13 protein-coding genes and 1 tRNA gene are annotated in these 16,302 nt (G+C 67.9%); 8 read left to right on the plus strand and 6 right to left on the minus strand.

Going from position 1 to position 16,302, the window contains the following annotated elements; all coding sequences use genetic code 11:
- Nucleotides 1-48: 48 nt before the first annotated feature.
- Nucleotides 49-846, minus strand: a complete 798-nt coding sequence (locus QZ853_RS20005) for a TatD family hydrolase (protein ID WP_295579285.1) — start codon at nt 844-846, stop codon at nt 49-51.
- Between the two features lie 67 nt (nt 847-913).
- Here QZ853_RS20005 and hrpB point away from each other — a divergent pair, with 67 nt between their 5' ends.
- Nucleotides 914-3,418: an ATP-dependent helicase HrpB gene (hrpB, locus tag QZ853_RS20010; protein ID WP_295579292.1), complete on the plus strand. Its 2,505-nt coding sequence runs from the start codon at nt 914-916 to the stop codon at nt 3,416-3,418.
- A gap of 226 nt (nt 3,419-3,644) precedes the next feature.
- On the plus strand, nt 3,645-4,019 hold the full coding sequence (locus QZ853_RS20015) for a hypothetical protein (protein WP_295579295.1): 375 nt from the start codon (nt 3,645-3,647) through the stop codon (nt 4,017-4,019).
- A gap of 101 nt (nt 4,020-4,120) precedes the next feature.
- Here the strand turns inward: QZ853_RS20015 and QZ853_RS20020 are convergent, their stop codons facing one another.
- Both QZ853_RS20020 and QZ853_RS20025 read right to left on the minus strand, forming a co-directional pair.
- Nucleotides 4,121-4,660, minus strand: coding sequence for a pseudouridine synthase (locus tag QZ853_RS20020; RefSeq protein ID WP_295579921.1), 540 nt, complete (start codon nt 4,658-4,660; stop codon nt 4,121-4,123).
- A 137-nt stretch (nt 4,661-4,797) separates the two neighbouring features.
- Nucleotides 4,798-5,655 (minus strand): methyltransferase, encoded by an 858-nt coding sequence (locus tag QZ853_RS20025; protein WP_295579298.1) that lies wholly within the window; start codon nt 5,653-5,655, stop codon nt 4,798-4,800.
- A 169-nt stretch (nt 5,656-5,824) separates the two neighbouring features.
- Here QZ853_RS20025 and QZ853_RS20030 point away from each other — a divergent pair, with 169 nt between their 5' ends.
- The 4 genes from QZ853_RS20030 to QZ853_RS20045 all read left to right on the plus strand — a co-directional run bounded on the left by QZ853_RS20030 (nt 5,825) and on the right by QZ853_RS20045 (nt 10,252).
- Entirely contained in the window at nt 5,825-6,781 is a 957-nt protein-coding gene (locus QZ853_RS20030) for an aldo/keto reductase (protein WP_295579301.1), read from the plus strand.
- Nucleotides 6,782-7,425: 644 nt separating this feature from the next.
- Nucleotides 7,426-7,496, plus strand: a tRNA-Gln gene (locus QZ853_RS20035).
- Nucleotides 7,497-7,850: 354 nt separating this feature from the next.
- Nucleotides 7,851-8,975 (plus strand): slipin family protein, encoded by a 1,125-nt coding sequence (locus QZ853_RS20040; protein WP_295579303.1) that lies wholly within the window; start codon nt 7,851-7,853, stop codon nt 8,973-8,975.
- A gap of 56 nt (nt 8,976-9,031) precedes the next feature.
- Entirely contained in the window at nt 9,032-10,252 is a 1,221-nt protein-coding gene (locus tag QZ853_RS20045; RefSeq protein ID WP_295579306.1) for an RtcB family protein, read from the plus strand.
- 45 nt (nt 10,253-10,297) lie between these two features.
- Here the strand turns inward: QZ853_RS20045 and QZ853_RS20050 are convergent, their stop codons facing one another.
- Both QZ853_RS20050 and QZ853_RS20055 read right to left on the minus strand, forming a co-directional pair.
- On the minus strand, nt 10,298-11,203 hold the full coding sequence (locus QZ853_RS20050) for an NAD(P)/FAD-dependent oxidoreductase (protein WP_295579309.1): 906 nt from the start codon (nt 11,201-11,203) through the stop codon (nt 10,298-10,300).
- Nucleotides 11,193-11,648 (minus strand): Rrf2 family transcriptional regulator, encoded by a 456-nt coding sequence (locus QZ853_RS20055; protein ID WP_295579312.1) that lies wholly within the window; start codon nt 11,646-11,648, stop codon nt 11,193-11,195. Before QZ853_RS20055 ends, QZ853_RS20050 begins: the two co-directional genes overlap by 11 nt.
- Before the next feature lie 183 nt (nt 11,649-11,831).
- Here QZ853_RS20055 and QZ853_RS20060 point away from each other — a divergent pair, with 183 nt between their 5' ends.
- On the plus strand, nt 11,832-13,952 hold the full coding sequence (locus tag QZ853_RS20060) for a methyl-accepting chemotaxis protein (RefSeq protein WP_295579325.1): 2,121 nt from the start codon (nt 11,832-11,834) through the stop codon (nt 13,950-13,952).
- Nucleotides 13,953-14,043: 91 nt separating this feature from the next.
- Here QZ853_RS20060 and QZ853_RS20065 read toward each other — a convergent pair whose 3' ends face one another.
- Nucleotides 14,044-14,946 (minus strand): LysR family transcriptional regulator, encoded by a 903-nt coding sequence (locus QZ853_RS20065; RefSeq protein WP_295579338.1) that lies wholly within the window; start codon nt 14,944-14,946, stop codon nt 14,044-14,046.
- A 105-nt stretch (nt 14,947-15,051) separates the two neighbouring features.
- Here QZ853_RS20065 and QZ853_RS20070 point away from each other — a divergent pair, with 105 nt between their 5' ends.
- Complete coding sequence (locus tag QZ853_RS20070; RefSeq protein WP_295579371.1) at nt 15,052-16,266, plus strand: MFS transporter; 1,215 nt, start codon at nt 15,052-15,054, stop codon at nt 16,264-16,266.
- Nucleotides 16,267-16,302: the final 36 nt, after the last annotated feature.

Here is a 16,302-nt window from a genome sequence, read left to right on the forward strand (position 1 = left end):
GCGGCCGGCAATCACCCGTGCTGCCGGCCCGCGGCCGGCACTACCGGATCAACCCACGTCGGGCAGGCGGAAGAACGCGCGCGCGGCCGCCGTGGCATTGGCCGCGGTCACCGCCACGTCTTCGCCACGGTCGCGCGCCAGTTCCTCGACGATGTGCGAGAGGAACATCGGTTCGTTGCGGCGGTCCTTCGGCATCGGCTTCAGCGTGCGCGGCAGCAGGTACGGCGCGTCGGTCTCGATCATCAGGCGGTTGGCCGGAATGTTCTTCACCAGTTCGCGCAGGTGCGCGCCGCGGCGTTCGTCGCACAGCCAGCCGGTGATGCCGATGTACCAGTCCTGGTCCAGGTAGTCGAACAGTTCGTCGCGTTCCCCGGTGAAGCAATGCACCACTGCCGGGCCAATGCGACCTTCGACGTTCTTCATCTGGGCCATGAAATCGGCATGTGCGTCGCGCTGGTGCAGGAACAGCGGCTTGCCATTGTCCGAAGCCAGCTGCAGCTGGCGCTCAAACGCGCGGTGCTGGGCCGGGCGCGGCGAGAAATCACGGAAGTAATCCAGCCCGCACTCGCCCACCGCCACCACTTCCAGGTGCGCATGCAGCGCGCGCATCTCGGCATCGCATTCCTCGGTGTACTCCACCGCATGATGCGGGTGCACGCCGGCGGTGGCATACAGGAAGCCCGGATGCTGCTGCGCCAGCTGCAGGGCCAGCGGCGAGTGCTCGCGGCTGGCACCGGTGATGACCATCTGCACCACGCCGGCCTGCCGTGCGCGGTCCAGCACGGCGTCACGGTCGCGGTCGAAGGAATCGTGGGTCAGGTTGGCGCCGATATCGATCAGGTGCATGGTCATCGCGGGGGAAAAGTGCCCGCGCATTGTACCTGCGCCCGCCGTGGCCCCTTATCCTTTGCACATGAACGCCCCGCTCTTCCCGATTTCCCCGCTGCTGCCGCAGATCCAGCAGCACCTGGCCGCGCAGCCGCGGCTGGTGCTGGAAGCACCGCCCGGCGCCGGCAAGACCACCCAGGTGCCGCTGGCGCTGCTGGATGCGCCGTGGCTGCAGGGCCGCAAGGTCATCCTGCTGGAGCCACGCCGGGTGGCCGCACGCAGCGCCGCGCTGTTCATGGCGCGCCAGCTCGGCGAAGAGGTCGGCGGTACGGTCGGCTACCGCATCCGCTTCGAGAACAAGGTCTCGGCACGCACCCGCATCGAAGTCGTCACCGAAGGCATCCTGACCCGCATGCTGCAGGACGACCCGATGATGGAAGAGGTCGGCGCGATTCTGTTCGATGAATTCCACGAGCGCCATCTCAGTGGCGATCTGGGCCTGGCGCTGGCCCTGGACGTGCAGGCGCAACTGCGCGACGACCTGCGCCTGGTGGTGATGTCGGCCACGCTGGATGGCGAGCGGCTGGCACGCTTCCTCGATGCACCGCGCCTGAGCAGCGAGGGCCGCAGCTACCCGGTGGCGGTCAGCCATTTCCCGGCGCGCCGCGACGAGGCACTGGAACTGCAGGTGCGTCGCGCGGTGCAGCAGGCCCTGGCCGAACACCCCGGTGACCTGCTGGTGTTCCTGCCCGGCCAACGCGAGATCGCGCGCGTGCTGGCGGGCCTGCAGGAATCGCTGGACGGCAGCGTCGAGGTGCTGGCGCTGCACGGTGAACTGCCAGTAGAGCAGCAGGCGCGCGTACTGCAGGCTGCCAGTGACGGACGCCGCCGCGTGGTGCTGGCCACCAACGTGGCCGAATCCTCGGTGACCCTGCCCGGTGTGCGCGTGGTGATCGACAGCGGCCAGGCACGCGAACCTCGCTATGACCCCAACAGCGGTTTCACCCGGCTGGACGTGGTGGCGATCGCGCAGGCCTCGGCCGATCAGCGTGCGGGCCGTGCCGGACGCGTGGCTGAGGGCGTGGCCTGGCGGCTGTGGCCGCAGTCGCAGCGGCTGGAGCCACAGCGCCGCGCCGAGATCGATCAGGTGGAACTGGCCGGGCTGGCACTGGAACTGGCGGCGTGGGGCAGCAGCGACCTGCGTTTCCTCGACCCGCCGCCGGCCGGCCCGATTGCCGCAGCACGCGAACTGCTGCAGCGCCTGGGCGCGCTGTCGGACACCAGCGCGATCACCGCGCTCGGCCGCCGTGTGCTGGCGCTGGGTACCCACCCGCGCGTGGCGGCGATGCTGCTGGCCGCGCCGGATGCGCGCGCGCAGGCGCTGGCAGCAGATCTGGCCGCCCTGCTCGAAGCGCGCGATCCGCTGCGCCAGGGCGGCGATGCCTTGGCAGCGCGCTGGCGCGCACTGGCCGCGTTCCGTAACGGCCGTGCACCGGGCGACGCCAATCGCAGCGGGCTGGCCGCGATCGATGCCGCCGCCAAACAGTGGCGGCGTCGCCTGCACTGCGAGGCCGCGCCGCCGGCCAGCATCGAAGCGCACGAACTGGGTGACCTGCTCGCGCATGCCTTCCCCGACCGCATTGGCGTCCAACATCCCAACGATCCATTGCGCTACCTGCTGGCCAATGGCCGCAGCGCGCGCCTGCACGAGTTGAGCGACCTGCGTGGCGAACCGTGGCTTGTGGCCAGCGAACTGCGCTTCGAGGCACGTGACGCGCTGTTGCTGCGCGCAGCACCGGTGGACGAAGGTGCCCTGCGCAAGGCATGGCCGGAGCGTTTCGTCACTGAAGATGTGGTGCGCTGGGACAGTGAACGCCGCGCCCTGGTTGCGCTGCGTGAAACCCGTTTCGACCTCATCGTGCTGGACAGCCGCTCGGCGGGCCGGGTCGATCCGCAGCACGCCGCACAGGCACTCACCGATGCGGTGGCCGAGCTCGGACTGCAGGCATTGCCGTGGACCGAAGGACTGCGCCAGTGGCAGGCGCGGATCGAGTCGCTGCGGCGCTGGATGCCGGAGCTGGACCTGCCCGATTGCAGCGACGACGCCCTGCTGGCTACGCGCGCGCAATGGTTGCAACCCGCGTTCGCCGGCAAGAGTCGCCTGGATGCGCTGGATGAGTCCAGCTTCGGCGAAGCGCTGAAGTCGCCGCTGGAGTGGTCACAACGGCAGCTGATCGAGCGCCACGCGCCCCCCCGCATCACCGTGCCTTCAGGCTTGGAGCGGCCGATCACCTACGCGCTGGACGGCGAGAGCGGTGAGCCACTGCCACCGGTGCTGGCGGTGAAGTTGCAGGAACTGTTCGGCCTGGCCGACACCCCGCGCATCGCTGATGGCCGCGTGCCGCTGACCCTGCACCTGCTGTCGCCCGGCGGCCGCCCGTTGCAGGTCACCCAGGACCTGCGCAATTTCTGGGAAAACACCTATGCCGAGGTGAAGAAGGAAATGAAGGGCCGTTACCCGCGCCATCCATGGCCGGATGACCCGTGGACGGCAACGGCCACGCACCGCGCCAAGCCGCGCGGAACGTGAGCGGTAGTATCGGCCGCTGGCCGGCAGTGCTTTCCACACGGTGGCACGAGGCTGCCGGCCAGCGGCCGGCACTACCGGGCGGGGACGCGGTCGGCCGCACCGGGTGGGGACCCTGCCCGATCCTGAATGGCTGCGGTAGAGTCACGCCACGCGCGACGCCGCCTGACATACCGTTTACGGGCAACAAGCGACACTGGACTTCGACCCGAGGCAAAGGACCCCACGCATGAGCAAGCTGACCGTAATCACCGACCGCGCTCTGGAGCGCGCCCTGGAACTGGCACACACCGCCGGCGACGGTCTGAAGAGCGCCGGTGGCAGCCTGCGCAATGCGGACTGGATCAAGACCGGCGCCGCCATCGGCGCAGTGAAGACCGGTGGCAAGGTCGCCACCAAGTTCGCACGCCGCAACCCGGCCGTGACCATCGCCGCTGCTGCCGTCGGTGTCGGCCTGCTCGGCTATGCGCTGTATCGCAAGCAGCAGAAGAAGAAGGCTGCCAGTGGCCATGTGGTGGATGGACAGGCGCAGCGAATCCATGCCCGTGACCGTCGCAACGACACGGTGGTGGATGAGCACAGCGATATCGGCAGCGATGCCTGAGGCTGCCCGGGCCGGAGCCCTTCCTGCGGGAGGGATCTGACCCCGATTCCCCAGCAGCCACATGAGGGCCGGACGCCGCAAGGCTGCCGGCCCTTGCTGTTTCAACCTATCTGCCGCCACTGACCCGGCTGCAGATCCTCCAGCCGGTACGGCCCCATCGATACCCGCACCAGCCGCAACGTCGGCAGGTTCACCGCTGCGGTCATCCGTCGTACCTGGCGGTTGCGACCCTCGCGGAGGGTGATTGCCAGCCAGCTGTCGGGAACGGTCTTGCGGAAGCGCACCGGCGGGTCGCGCGTCCATAGCGACGGCGCCGGATCGAGGCGTTCGATCTTTGCCGGCAGCGTCGGCCCATCGTTGAGCACCACGCCGTCGCGCAGCTGCTGCAGCTGGTCGTCGCTGGGCGTGCCTTCCACCTGCACCCAGTAGGTCTTGTCGGCCTTGTGCTTCGGGTCGGTCAGTTTGTGCGCCAGCGTGCCGTTGTCGGTCAGCAGCAGCAGGCCCTCGCTGTCATGGTCGAGCCGGCCAGCAGCGTACACGCGCGGCGGCAAGCCGAACCCGGCCAGCGTCGGCCGCGGCGGCACGCTGCGGTCGGTGAACTGGCAGAGCACGTTGAAGGGCTTGTTGAAGGCGATCAGCATTGAGGGCATGGCAGGCGACGGATGGCACATTGTCCCATGCCGCGCGCCACCCGCAGCGCCGGGCCATGCCCGGCGGATACACAGTACGTCCATTGCGGCGCCGCTGCGCTGGCCGGGCGTGGCCCGGCGCCAACCCCTTACGGCTTGATGAAGCGCAGGGTCATGCGATCGCTCTCGCCGATCGCCTGGTACCTCGCGTCGTCGGCCTTGTCGTGCTGGTTGGTCGGCGGCAGCGTCCACACACCGTTCGGGTGGTCCTTGGTATCGCGCGGGTTGGCATTGACCTCGCTGCGCGCATCCAGCTTGAAGCCGGCGGCCTCGGCCATCGCGATCACCTGCTGCTGGCCGACATAGCCGGTGTCATCGTCGTCGGCCACGTCAGACTTGGCGCGATGCTCGACCACGCCCAGCACACCACCCGGCTTGAGTACGTTGAAGAAGCCCTGGAACATGCCTTGCGCCTGGCCGGCCTTGCGCCAGTTGTGCACGTTGCGGAAGGTCAGCACCACGTCGGCTGAATTGGCCGGGCCGAACACCGGCCTGGCCGGATCGTAGGCGACCACGGCGGTCTTGCCGAACTGCGCCGGTGCAGCGGCGTATTTCTTTTCCAGACTGTCGCGGCTGCGCTGCTGGTAATCGCGGCCACGGCCTTCGGCCACCGCCATCGGATCGACCACGGCGGCGATGTAATGGCCCTTGTCATGCAGCAGCGGCGCGAGGATTTCCGAGTACCAGCCGTTGCCGGGGGTGATCTCGATGACGGTCTTTTCCGGCGCGACCTTGAAGAAGGCCAGCGTCTGCGCGGGATGGCGATAGCCGTCGCGCTTGATGTTGTTGGCATCGCGGGTCGGCGCCTTCACCGCCGCATCGATGGCAGGTGAGACCTGGATCTTCGCCGGCGCCACCGTGGCGGGTGCGGCAAAGGCAGGAACGGCAGCAAGCAGGGCCGAGGCAAGCAGCAGGCGGCAACCACGCAGGGACGAAGCAGGCATCATCGGGACGACTCCAACGGAAGATGCGGCGAGACTAGCAGTCGCAGCGTCCCAGGTGTTCACAAAACGTTAGCGGCGTGCGCGTCGCGGAACACTGTTTTGTGGTCGTCGCCGCAGCACGGTCACACAACGCGCTCTATTCTGAAGCACTTCCCCCAAGGAGTCCGTGCCCATGACGGCAACCCGCGAACTGGGCCGCTCCGGCCTGCATGTACGTCCGCTCGCCTTCGGTGGCAACGTGTTCGGCTGGAGCGCCGATGAGAAGGCCAGCTTCGCCCTGCTCGATGCCTTCGTCGATGCCGGCTTCAACTTGGTCGATACCGCCGACGTGTACTCGGCCTGGGTGCCCGGCAATGCCGGTGGCGAATCGGAAACGCTGATCGGCAAGTGGTTCGCGCGCAGCGGCAAGCGCGACAAGGTGGTGCTGGCGACCAAGGTGGCCAAGTGGGCCGAGCGCCCCGGGCTGACCCCGGACAACATCAGTGCGGCGGTCGAGGACTCGTTGCGCCGCCTGCAGACCGACGTGATCGATCTGTACCAGGCCCACGAGGACGATGAGTCGACGCCGCTGGAGGCGACGCTTGCGGCATTCGGCCGCTTGATCGAGGCCGGCAAGGTGCGCGCGATCGGTGCCTCCAACTACAGCGCCACACGCCTGGCCGACGCGCTGAAGGTCTCCACCGACTACAAGCTGCCGCGTTACGAAACCCTGCAGCCGGAGTACAACCTGTACGACCGCGCCGGCTACGAGAAGGAACTGGAACCGCTGGTGCAGCGCGAGCAGATCGGCGTGATCGGTTACTACGCCCTGGCCAGCGGCTTCCTCAGTGGCAAATACCGCAGCCCGGCCGATGCAGCCAAGAGCCCGGCGCGTGGCGAGAACGTGGTGAAGCGCTATCTGAACCCGCGCGGCCTGCGCATCCTGCAGGCACTGGATGACGTCGCCAGCAAGCACGGCGCCAGCGCTGCGCAGATCGCGCTGGCGTGGCAGATCGCACGGCCGTCGATCACTGCGCCGATCGTCAGCGCCACCAGCGTTGAACAGCTGCACGATCTGCTGGCGGCGGCCAACCTGTCGTTGAGCGTGCAGGACGTTGCGCAGCTGGATGCCGCCAGCGCGGAAGCCTGAGTTGGAGTGCCGGCCGCTGGCCGGCATTGCACACATACCGAAGAAAATAATTGAACAAAATGGTTGCGCACGACTAAATCGTGGTTTATCGTGCGCACCTCGTTTCAACAACCACTGGAAACCTTCCTTGAACGCGCATTTCGTCGCCATCGCCAAACTGCTGCCATGCCTGCGCATGGGCGTGCTGGCGCGCGCGCTCGGCAAGGAAGACCAGCTGACAACGGCCTGATACCCGCCCTGCGGAGATCGGCCACCCCGATCTCCGAGGCTTGACGACGCCCTCGGAACGCACGTCCCGGGGGCGTTTTCGTTTGCGTCGGCACAAGGACCCGCGATGCCAGAACTGCGCCCCGCGCGGCAACCCGCCGCTCACTGACCAGGTTTTCCCGCCCCGCCGGAGGATTTTCTCCGCGTGCATGGCAGCGCCTGGACATTATCTGCATCGCATCAAAACATTATCGCTCGCCGATAATGTCGATGGCGTGCACCCTCGACTACCAACGGTCCCGTTTCAACCACGGGCTGGTGCGCGCGGCGTTGCCGTAGCGTATGCCGGAGGTCGCGGACATGCCATCGCCTGGATCGCCTGCTGGAGGCAGGCGCCGGTTCGCCGGCACGCGGTTCGATTCCGCGCGGTTCACCACTGGATAGCTCAGTCGGATAGAGCAACGGATCCTGATTCCGTCTGTCGTGGGTTCGATTCCCACTCCAACCACATGACCTTCCACGTCATGACTTGAAGCAACACCCGGGGCGCAAGCCCCAGCGGCCATCGTCGCCGTCCACTGTCATCACCTTCGGGCGGGGCGTGGAAGGCAACGGACCGCACGCCGGGCCTCGGCCTGTCACCACTACCTGCCCCACGCTGTGCCGGTGCTGTCTGCCGGCAGCGATGGCCGCAACGGTGATGACGCACCGCAGGCTCCGCGCGCGGACCGTCCGCCGATGGTCGCCCTCTTCCGCCCGCTGCGCGTGGTGTGCAGCCGGCCCTGCCATGACCTGATCGACCCGGGCCATGGCATTCATTCCATCGGGTCGAACCACCAGAGCCATACAAGGAGAGACTCCCATGTTCTGGACCATCAAGGTCGTGATCGGCGACGGCGAGCGCGGCCTGGTGTATCGCAACCGTCGTTTCCAGCAGATCCTGTTGCCGGGCGTGCACCGCCTGTCGCTGTTCGGCGGCCGCCCGCAGGTAGACATCCACAACGCATCGAAGGGTGCGGCCTACACCGGCAGCGACCAGGACAGCCTGATCGAAGCGCTGGGCGCCACGCTTGGCACGCACTTCGTACTGGCCAACATCGGCGCCGGCGAGGTCGGCCTGTTGCTGCGCAACGGCCGCATCGACGAGGTCCTGCCGCCGGGCAGCCGCCGCCTGTACTGGCGGGGCTCGGTCGACACCCAGGTGCGCGTGCTGGCACTGGGTGACGAGCCGTACGTGCCGGTGGATGTGCAGCAGCGCCTGGGTCAGCTGGGCGTGCTGCCGCGTGTCGCGGTGATCAGCACCGTACCGAGCGAGTCGGTCGGCCTGCTGTTCATCGACGGCACGCTGCGGCAGACGCTGGGCGCCGGCCTGCACGCGTTCTGGAACTTCAACGGCAACGTGTCGGTGGAGCGTGTGGAGCTGCGTGCACGCTCGCTGGACGTGTCCGGCCAGGAGCTGCTGAGCCGCGACAAGGTGACCCTGCGGGTGAACCTCGCCGCGACCGTGCAGGTGGTCGACCCCGTGCGTGCACACCGCACGCTCAGCAATGCCGATGAGTTCATCTATCGGCAGCTGCAGTTCGGCCTGCGCCAGGCGATTGCCGCGCGCAGCCTGGACGAGCTGCTGGGTGACAAGGCCGCGCTGGACGGCGAGATTGCCGCCCATGTGCAGGCCGCGATCGAAGGCCACGGCGTGCGGCTGCTTGGCGTCGGCATCAAGGACGTGATCCTGCCGGGCGAGATGAAGGAGATCCTCAACGGTGTGGTGCTGGCCGAGAAGCAGGCCCAGGCCAGCGTGATCCGTCGCCGCGAGGAGGCCAACGCCACGCGTTCGCAGCTCAACACCGCAAAGCTGATCGAGGACAACCCGGTGCTGATGCGCTTGAAGGAGCTGGAGGCGCTGGAGAAGGTCACCGAGAAGATCGACAAGCTCACCGTGTTCGGTGGCCTGGATGGCGTGCTGAAGCAGCTGGTGACGATCAGGTAGGGGTAGCGGCGGCGCAGGGACGCGCCGCCGGCCCATCAAGGACATTCAAGTAGACAATGGACACTCAACACAATTATCAATGGCTGCACGCCGAGGGCACCACGCCGATCAAAGGCTGGGTCAACGGCGTTCCGCTGGAAACGCAGGCCCACGAGCAGCTGCGCAACATCGCCGCGATCCCGTTCGTCGGGCCATGGGTGGCGGTGATGCCGGACGTGCACCTGGGCAAGGGCGCGACCGTGGGCTCGGTGATCCCGACCCGGGGCGCGATCATCCCGGCTGCGGTCGGCGTCGACATCGGCTGTGGCATGGCGGCGGTGCGCACCACGCTGCGTGCCAACGACCTTCCCGATGACCTGCGGCAGCTTCGCAACAGCATCGAGCGCAGCATTCCGGTCGGCAACGGGCGTGGTGGCGAGCATCAGCGCATGCCCGACAGCATCCACACCCGGCTGGTGCAGTCCGGGCTGGTCGCCGGGCTGGAGAAGATCAAGGACAGGCACCGGAAGATCCGCACCGACAAGCTGGACCGTCAGCTGGGAACGCTGGGCGGCGGCAATCACTTCATCGAGCTGTGCCTGGATGAGACGGATACGGTGTGGGTGATGCTGCACAGCGGCTCGCGCGGCACCGGCAACCTTATCGGCACCTACTTCATTGAGAAGGCGCGCGAGGAACTGGCCCGGCGCGTGCTCGGCTTCCACCTGCCGGACAAGGACCTGGCGTTCTTCATGGAAGGCGAGCCGCTGTTCGACGACTACGTGGAAGCGGTGTCGTGGGCGCAGGACTACGCGCGGCAGAACCGTGAGGCGATGATGTCGCGGGTGCTGGCCGAGATGCGCCACCGGCTGCCGAAGTTCCAGCTGGCAGCAATGGCGGTGAACTGCCACCACAACTACGTGCAGAAGGAAACGCACCACGGCCAGGAACTGCTGGTGACGCGCAAGGGTGCGGTGAGTGCCCGCGAGGGCGAGCTGGGCATCATTCCCGGCAGCATGGGCACGCGCAGCTACATCGTGCGCGGCAAGGGCAACGCGGATAGCTTCCACAGCTGCAGCCACGGTGCAGGCCGGGTGATGAGCCGCGGTGCCGCACGCCAGCAGATTACGCTGGCACAGCATCGCGAGGCCACCGCACACGTCGAGTGCCGCAAGGACAGCGGCGTGCTGGACGAGTCACCGGCGGCGTACAAGTCGATCGATGATGTGATGGCCGCCCAGCTGGACCTGGTGGACGTGGTACACACGCTGCGGCAGGTGCTGTGCGTGAAGGGGTAATGGAACGGTGCCGGCCAAGGCCGGCACCCAACGGAACACGCGCGTTCAGCGCGCCACGCTGTCTTCGGCCACCAGCGCGTGATGCACGCCGATGCCCGCACGCACGCCCTCGGCGGCGGCCAGGGTGATGTTGCCAACTGTCGTTGCATCGCCGGCGGCGTACACGTTCGGCAGCGAGGTCTGCTTCATCGCATCGACCTCGATCAGCACGCCCAGCGGGCTCTCCACCAGGGCGCAGCCCAGCTGCTGCACCAGGGGCGTCGCCATCGTCTGCGTGGCCGGCACGAACAGCGCCCGCTGGGCGATGCGGCGGCCATCGGCCAGCTCCACTTCCAGCCAGGTGGGCTGGTCGCCCTGCACGCCCACCACCGGCGCGGTCTCGATCTGCACGCCGCGCTGCTGCATGGCGGCCCGCTCCTCATCGGTGATCGGCAGGCCTTGGCTGAAGAAGGTGACATTTCCCCAATCGGCGAACAGCGGCGCCTTGCTGGCGGACATTGGATGACCACCAAGCAGGCCGATTGCGCCACCACCCACTTCGTAGCCGTGGCAGTAGGGGCAATGCAGCACGGTGCTGCCCCAGCGCTCGGCCAGCCCCGGCAGTTCCGGCAGCTGGTCGGCGATGCCGCTGGCCAGCAGCAGCTTGCGAGCGGCCAGCACCTGGCCATCGGCGGTGTGCACTTCGACGCCTGCGGCGGTGGCGGATGCCTGCACCGCCTCGGCGTGCAGCCAGCGTACGCTGGGGTAATCCAGCAGTTGCTGGCGCGCGGTCTTCAGCAGCTCGGCGCCACTGACGCCATCCAGCCCCGGCACGCCATGCGAATGGCTGGCAAAACGGTTGCGCGGCAATCCGGCGTCGATGACCGTGAGCGGGCGGCGCGCACGGGCCAGGATCAGGGCGGCGGCGATGCCGGCATAGCTGCCGCCGACGATGAGCACATCAGGATTCATGGTGGCCTTCCAGGGAACGGTGATGGGCGAGATGGCGGGCGAAGTCGGCGCCGAGCTGGTCCAGCGTAGTCGCCTGCAGGCGCGCTTCCAGCAGCCGCTGCGCCTCGCGCGCGCCCTCCAGCAGCGCGTTGTTGACCAGCTGCTGGATGGGGCAGCCGTGGCCGGCATCCCGCGTGCCGACCTGCACCAGCGCAGGCGCCCCGACGGCCAGATAGATGTCGTGCAGAGTGATCGCGGCGGCATCGCGTGCCAGCTGGCTGCCACCGCCATGGCCGCGCGCGCTGTTCACCAAACCGGCTTTGTGCAGCTGCGCCAGCAGGCGGCGGATCACCACCGGATGGGTCGGCAGGCACGCAGCCAGCTGTTCGGAGGTGCGCGGGCCCTGCTGGCCGACCAGATGGGCCATCACGTGCAGGGCATCGGAGAGCGGGTTCGCGGATTTCATGTAACAAAGATAGTTACATTTAAACCACCTGTCGAGGGTCTGCTTTCGTTCCATATGGACACATCTGTCCTATGAAACACTTCCTTCACATCGCTAAACGAAACGGTAATGTGATACACGTCGCACTTCAGAGGCGGCCGCACGGGTCGATACCGAATCGCCCCTTCCCGAGAGTCCTTCCACATGAATGCGTCTGTCCGTGCACCGCGCCTGCAGTCCAAGCTGCTTGGTGCGGTCTCCGTTGGCTTGGCCGTGGTCCTGTTGTGCGCCCTCGCCGGCCTGGCCTCCGCCTGGTTGAAACTGTCCACCGAGGCGCCACCCGAAGTCGCGCACAGCCGCGATGCAGAACGCCTGCAGCGCGAGTTCCGCGGCCAGGTGCAGGAATGGAAGAATGTGCTGCTGCGCAGCCACGACGATGCGCTGCGCCAGCGCCATCTGGACGCCTTCGACAGCGAGGGCCGTCTGGTCGAGCAGCTGGCCAAGGGCCTGCTGGCCAGCCCGGACGCGCGCACGCGTGAACGGGCACAGGCCTTCATCGGCCTGCACGCGCAGCTGCAGAAGGACTATCACGCCGCCCTGCAGGCATTTGCGGAGGCCGGCTACGATCCCGCTGCCGGCGACAACCTCGTGCGCGGCAAGGATCGCCCGGTGGCGAGCGCACTGGATACGCTGAGCGCGCACGCCACACAGGTGGCAGAAGCGGCGGTGGCCGCGCGTTCCCAGCAGGCGCGGCAGACGTTGTTGCTGTGCGCGGCGCTGACCGTGCTGGCCGCGGTGCTGCTGCTGATGGGCCTGGCCTGGTGGCTGCGGCGTGCCGTGGTGCAGCCGGTGCTGGCCGTGGAAGCCGCCGCCCGTGCGGTGGCCGCCGGTGACTTGCAGCATGTGGTGCAGGTGCGCAGCCGCGACGAGATCGGTCGCCTCGCGCAGGCCATGCAGGCGGTGCAGTCGACGCTGCGCGGCGTGCTGGATGCACAGGCCGCGATGGCGCAGGCGCATGAGGCCGGCACCATCAGCCACCGCATGGACGCCAGCGCCTTCCCCGGCGCCTTCGGCACCATGGTGGCCGACAGCAACACGCTGGTGGATGCGCACATCCAGGTGAAGATGCGCGCGATCGCGATCATGGGCCGTTACGCCGTCGGTGACCTCAGCCAGGACATGGAACGCCTGCCCGGGGAGAAGGCCGTGATCACCAATGCATTGGATACCGCCAAGGCCAATCTCGGCATGATCAACGGCGAGATCCGCCGCCTGGCCGAAGCCGCCGCCGCCGGCGACTTCAGCCAGCGTGGCGACAGCGCGCGCTTCGAACATGACTTCCGCGCGATGGTCGACGGCCTGAACCGCCTGATGCAGGCCACCGAGCTGAACCTGGGCGAGGTTTCCAGCATGCTGCGCGCGATTGCCGACGGCCGCCTCGGCGCGCGCATGCACGGCGATTTCCAAGGCGTGTTCGCGCGCATCGCCGGTGACGCCAACACCACCGCCGCGCAGTTGGCGACCATCGTCACCGACATCAAGCACGCCTCCGGCAACATCCACACCGCCGCCGCAGAGATCGCCGCCGGCAACAATGACCTGTCGCGCCGCACCGAACAGCAGGCCGCCAACCTGGAAGAAACCGCTGCCTCGATGGAGGAACTGACCTCCACCGTGCGCCAGAACGCCGAGCACGCACGCCAGGCCAACCAGCTCGCGATCGGCGCGCATACGGTCGCCTCGCACGGCGGCAACGTGGTCGGCCAGGTGGTGGCGACGATGGGTGCGATCGAGACCTCGTCGCGGCAGATCGCCGAGATCATCAGCGTGATCGACGGCATCGCCTTCCAGACCAACATCCTGGCGTTGAACGCCGCAGTGGAAGCCGCACGCGCGGGCGAGCAGGGTCGCGGCTTTGCGGTGGTGGCCAGCGAAGTGCGCACGCTGGCGCAGCGCTCGGCCGCCGCCGCCAAGGAGATCAAGGCACTGATCGAGGCCTCGGTGAAACAGGTCGGCCACGGCGCGCAGCGCGTGCGCGAGGCGGGCGACACCATGGCCGAGATCGTGGCGTCGGTGCAGCGCGTGACCGACATCATGGCCGAGATTTCCGCGGCCTCGCAGGAACAGAGCGCGGGCATTGAGCAGGTCAGCCAGACGGTGATCCAGATGGATGGCACCACCCAGCAGAATGCCGCGTTGGTGGAGGAGGCCAGTGCCGCCGCGCGCAGCCTGGAACAGCAGGCGAACCGGCTGATCGATGCGGTGGATGTGTTCGATCTGTCGACCGCCGCCGCAGCGAAGGATGCGCTGGCGCGCGCAGCCTGATCCTTTGCAGGCAGCCGAGCGCGGGCTCGGCTCTACACCGGGCCGTCAATCGTTCCGGGCTCTGTAGAGCCGAGCCTGCTCGCGGCGCAGATCAACGCAGGTAATCGCTCTGCGCCATTGCTTCACCCAGGTAGTCCAGGAACGAACTGATCCGCGCCGACACAGCTGTGTTGCGGTAGTACACCGCATGGATCGGCTGGTACACGTCCAGCGTCTGCGCAGACAGCACCGGCACCAGCGTGCCGGCGGCGCGGTCGCGGTCGGTCACGAAGTCGGACAGGCAGGTGATGCCCACGCCTTCCACTGCCAGCCGGCGCAGCGTCTCGCCGCTGGACACCGCGATGTCCGGGCGCACCCGCAGCAGGCCATCGGCATCGCCCGGCAGTGGCCAGTGATTCAGTGATTCCGGTTCGTTGAAGCTGAGCAGCGTGTGCTGGCCCAGCGCCGCCACGCTGGCCGGTTCGCCATGTGCGGCCAGATAGGCCGGGCTGGCCACCAGACGCAGCCGGCAGCGGCCCAACGGCCGCGCATGCAGGGTGGAATCGGCCAGCGGCCCGATCCGGATCGCCAGGTCGGTGCGCCGTTCCAGCAGGTCGATGTAGCGCTCGGAGCTGTTCAACTCCAGCTGCACTTCCGGATAGCGCGCACGATAGCCGGCGACCAGCGGCGCGATCACATGCAGCACGAATGGCATCGCCGCATCCACGCGCAGGCGTCCGGCCGGGCGCTCGCGGCGGGCGGCCATCTGTTCCTCGGCCGATTCCACCGCGTCGATGATCGCCCGGGCATGGCGCAGGTAAGCTTCGCCCTCGGCGGTCAGGTGCAGGCGGCGCGTGGTTCGGGTCAGCAGGGTGGTGCCCAGCTTGTCCTCCAGCCGCCCCAGCGCACGGCTGACGCCGGAGGGCGTCTGCCCCAGCTGCTCGGCCGCGGCGCTGATCGAACCGCTGTCGATCACCGTCAGGAACGCCTGCATTTCATCGAGGGTGGTTTTCATGCCGCCATTATTGACCACGCGGCAAGAGTGATTGGCGTGAAGATGGGTTTTTAGGCAAAGGTGGACCGCGCACACTGCGCGCCTTCCTTCCCTTTGGAGCCTGCCATGATCCGTGGCATTCCCCTTGCCCTGCTGGCCCTGACCCTCGGTGCCTTCGCAATCGGCACCACCGAGTTCGTCATCGTCGGCCTGATTCCGACCATCGCCGCCGACCTGCAGGTCAGCCTGCCCTCGGCCGGCCTGCTGGTGTCGCTGTACGCGCTGGGTGTAGCGATCGGCGCGCCGGTGCTGACCGCGCTGACCGGCCGCGTGCCGCGCAAGACCCTGCTGGTGGCGCTGATGGTGCTGTTCACCGTCGGCAACGTCATCGCCTTCCTGGCACCGGGCTACACGTCGCTGATCGCCGCGCGCATCCTCACCGGCCTGGCACATGGCGTGTTCTTCTCGATTGGCTCGATCATCGCCACCGCGGTGGTGCCGAAGGAGAAGGCAGCCAGTGCCATCGCCATCATGTTCACCGGCCTGACCGTGGCGCTGGTGACCGGCGTGCCGCTGGGCACCTTCATCGGCCAGCACCTGGGCTGGCGCGCCACCTTCCTGGCCGTGGCCGGGCTCGGCGTGATCGCACTGCTGGGCGCGCTGCTGTTCGTGCCGCGCAGCGTGCCGCAGAGCACCCCGTCCAGCTTCCGCCAGCAGATGGCGGTACTGGCCCAGCCGCGCCTGCTGCTGGTCTATGCGATGACCACGCTGGGGTATGGCGGCACCTTCCTGGCGTTCACCTACCTGGCGCCGATCCTGCAGGACGTCACCGGTTTCTCAGCCAACGCGGTCAGCCTGGTGCTGCTGGTGTATGGCGTATCGGTGGCGATCGGCAACCTGTGGGGCGGGCGCCTGGCCGACCGCATGGGCCCGGTACCCGCGCTCAAGCGTATCTTCGCGCTGCTGGCGGTCGTACTGTTCGTGCTCACCTTCACCGCCTACAACATCTGGCTGATGCTGCTGACGGTGCTGGCGCTGGGCGCGGTGGCATTCGGCAACGTGCCCGGCCTGCAGGTCTATGTGGTCAAGCAGGCGCAGCGCTATGCACCGCAGGCCACCGACGTGGCCTCGGGCCTGAACATTGCCGCCTTCAACATCGGCATCGCGCTGGGCGCCTCGCTGGGTGGCCTGGTGGTGGAGCACGTCGGCCTGATGCACACGCCGTGGCTCGGCGCGCTGGTGGTACTGGCCGCCTATGCGCTGACCGTGCTCAGCGGGCGCCTGGACCGTCGTGATGGCATCGATGATCGTGCCGACGGCATCGCCGTGGCCGCGCACTGATCCATGCAATGCAGCGTTGCCGGCATGCATACGGCA

Origin of the sequence: uncultured Stenotrophomonas sp. (assembly GCF_913778665.1) — a bacterium.
GTDB lineage: Bacteria > Pseudomonadota > Gammaproteobacteria > Xanthomonadales > Xanthomonadaceae > Stenotrophomonas.

Coding starts and splice junctions, on each gene's coding strand:
- QZ853_RS20050 (WP_295579309.1), bottom strand. CDS start 11,203: ATGAATCCTGATGTGCTCATCGTCGGCGGCAGCTATGCCGGCATCGCC.
- QZ853_RS20015 (WP_295579295.1), top strand. CDS start 3,645: ATGAGCAAGCTGACCGTAATCACCGACCGCGCTCTGGAGCGCGCCCTG.
- hrpB (WP_295579292.1), top strand. CDS start 914: ATGAACGCCCCGCTCTTCCCGATTTCCCCGCTGCTGCCGCAGATCCAG.
- QZ853_RS20030 (WP_295579301.1), top strand. CDS start 5,825: ATGACGGCAACCCGCGAACTGGGCCGCTCCGGCCTGCATGTACGTCCG.
- QZ853_RS20070 (WP_295579371.1), top strand. CDS start 15,052: ATGATCCGTGGCATTCCCCTTGCCCTGCTGGCCCTGACCCTCGGTGCC.
- QZ853_RS20065 (WP_295579338.1), bottom strand. CDS start 14,946: ATGAAAACCACCCTCGATGAAATGCAGGCGTTCCTGACGGTGATCGAC.
- QZ853_RS20055 (WP_295579312.1), bottom strand. CDS start 11,648: ATGAAATCCGCGAACCCGCTCTCCGATGCCCTGCACGTGATGGCCCAT.
- QZ853_RS20005 (WP_295579285.1), bottom strand. CDS start 846: ATGCACCTGATCGATATCGGCGCCAACCTGACCCACGATTCCTTCGAC.
- QZ853_RS20040 (WP_295579303.1), top strand. CDS start 7,851: ATGTTCTGGACCATCAAGGTCGTGATCGGCGACGGCGAGCGCGGCCTG.
- QZ853_RS20060 (WP_295579325.1), top strand. CDS start 11,832: ATGAATGCGTCTGTCCGTGCACCGCGCCTGCAGTCCAAGCTGCTTGGT.
- QZ853_RS20020 (WP_295579921.1), bottom strand. CDS start 4,660: ATGCTGATCGCCTTCAACAAGCCCTTCAACGTGCTCTGCCAGTTCACC.
- QZ853_RS20045 (WP_295579306.1), top strand. CDS start 9,032: ATGGACACTCAACACAATTATCAATGGCTGCACGCCGAGGGCACCACG.
- QZ853_RS20025 (WP_295579298.1), bottom strand. CDS start 5,655: ATGATGCCTGCTTCGTCCCTGCGTGGTTGCCGCCTGCTGCTTGCCTCG.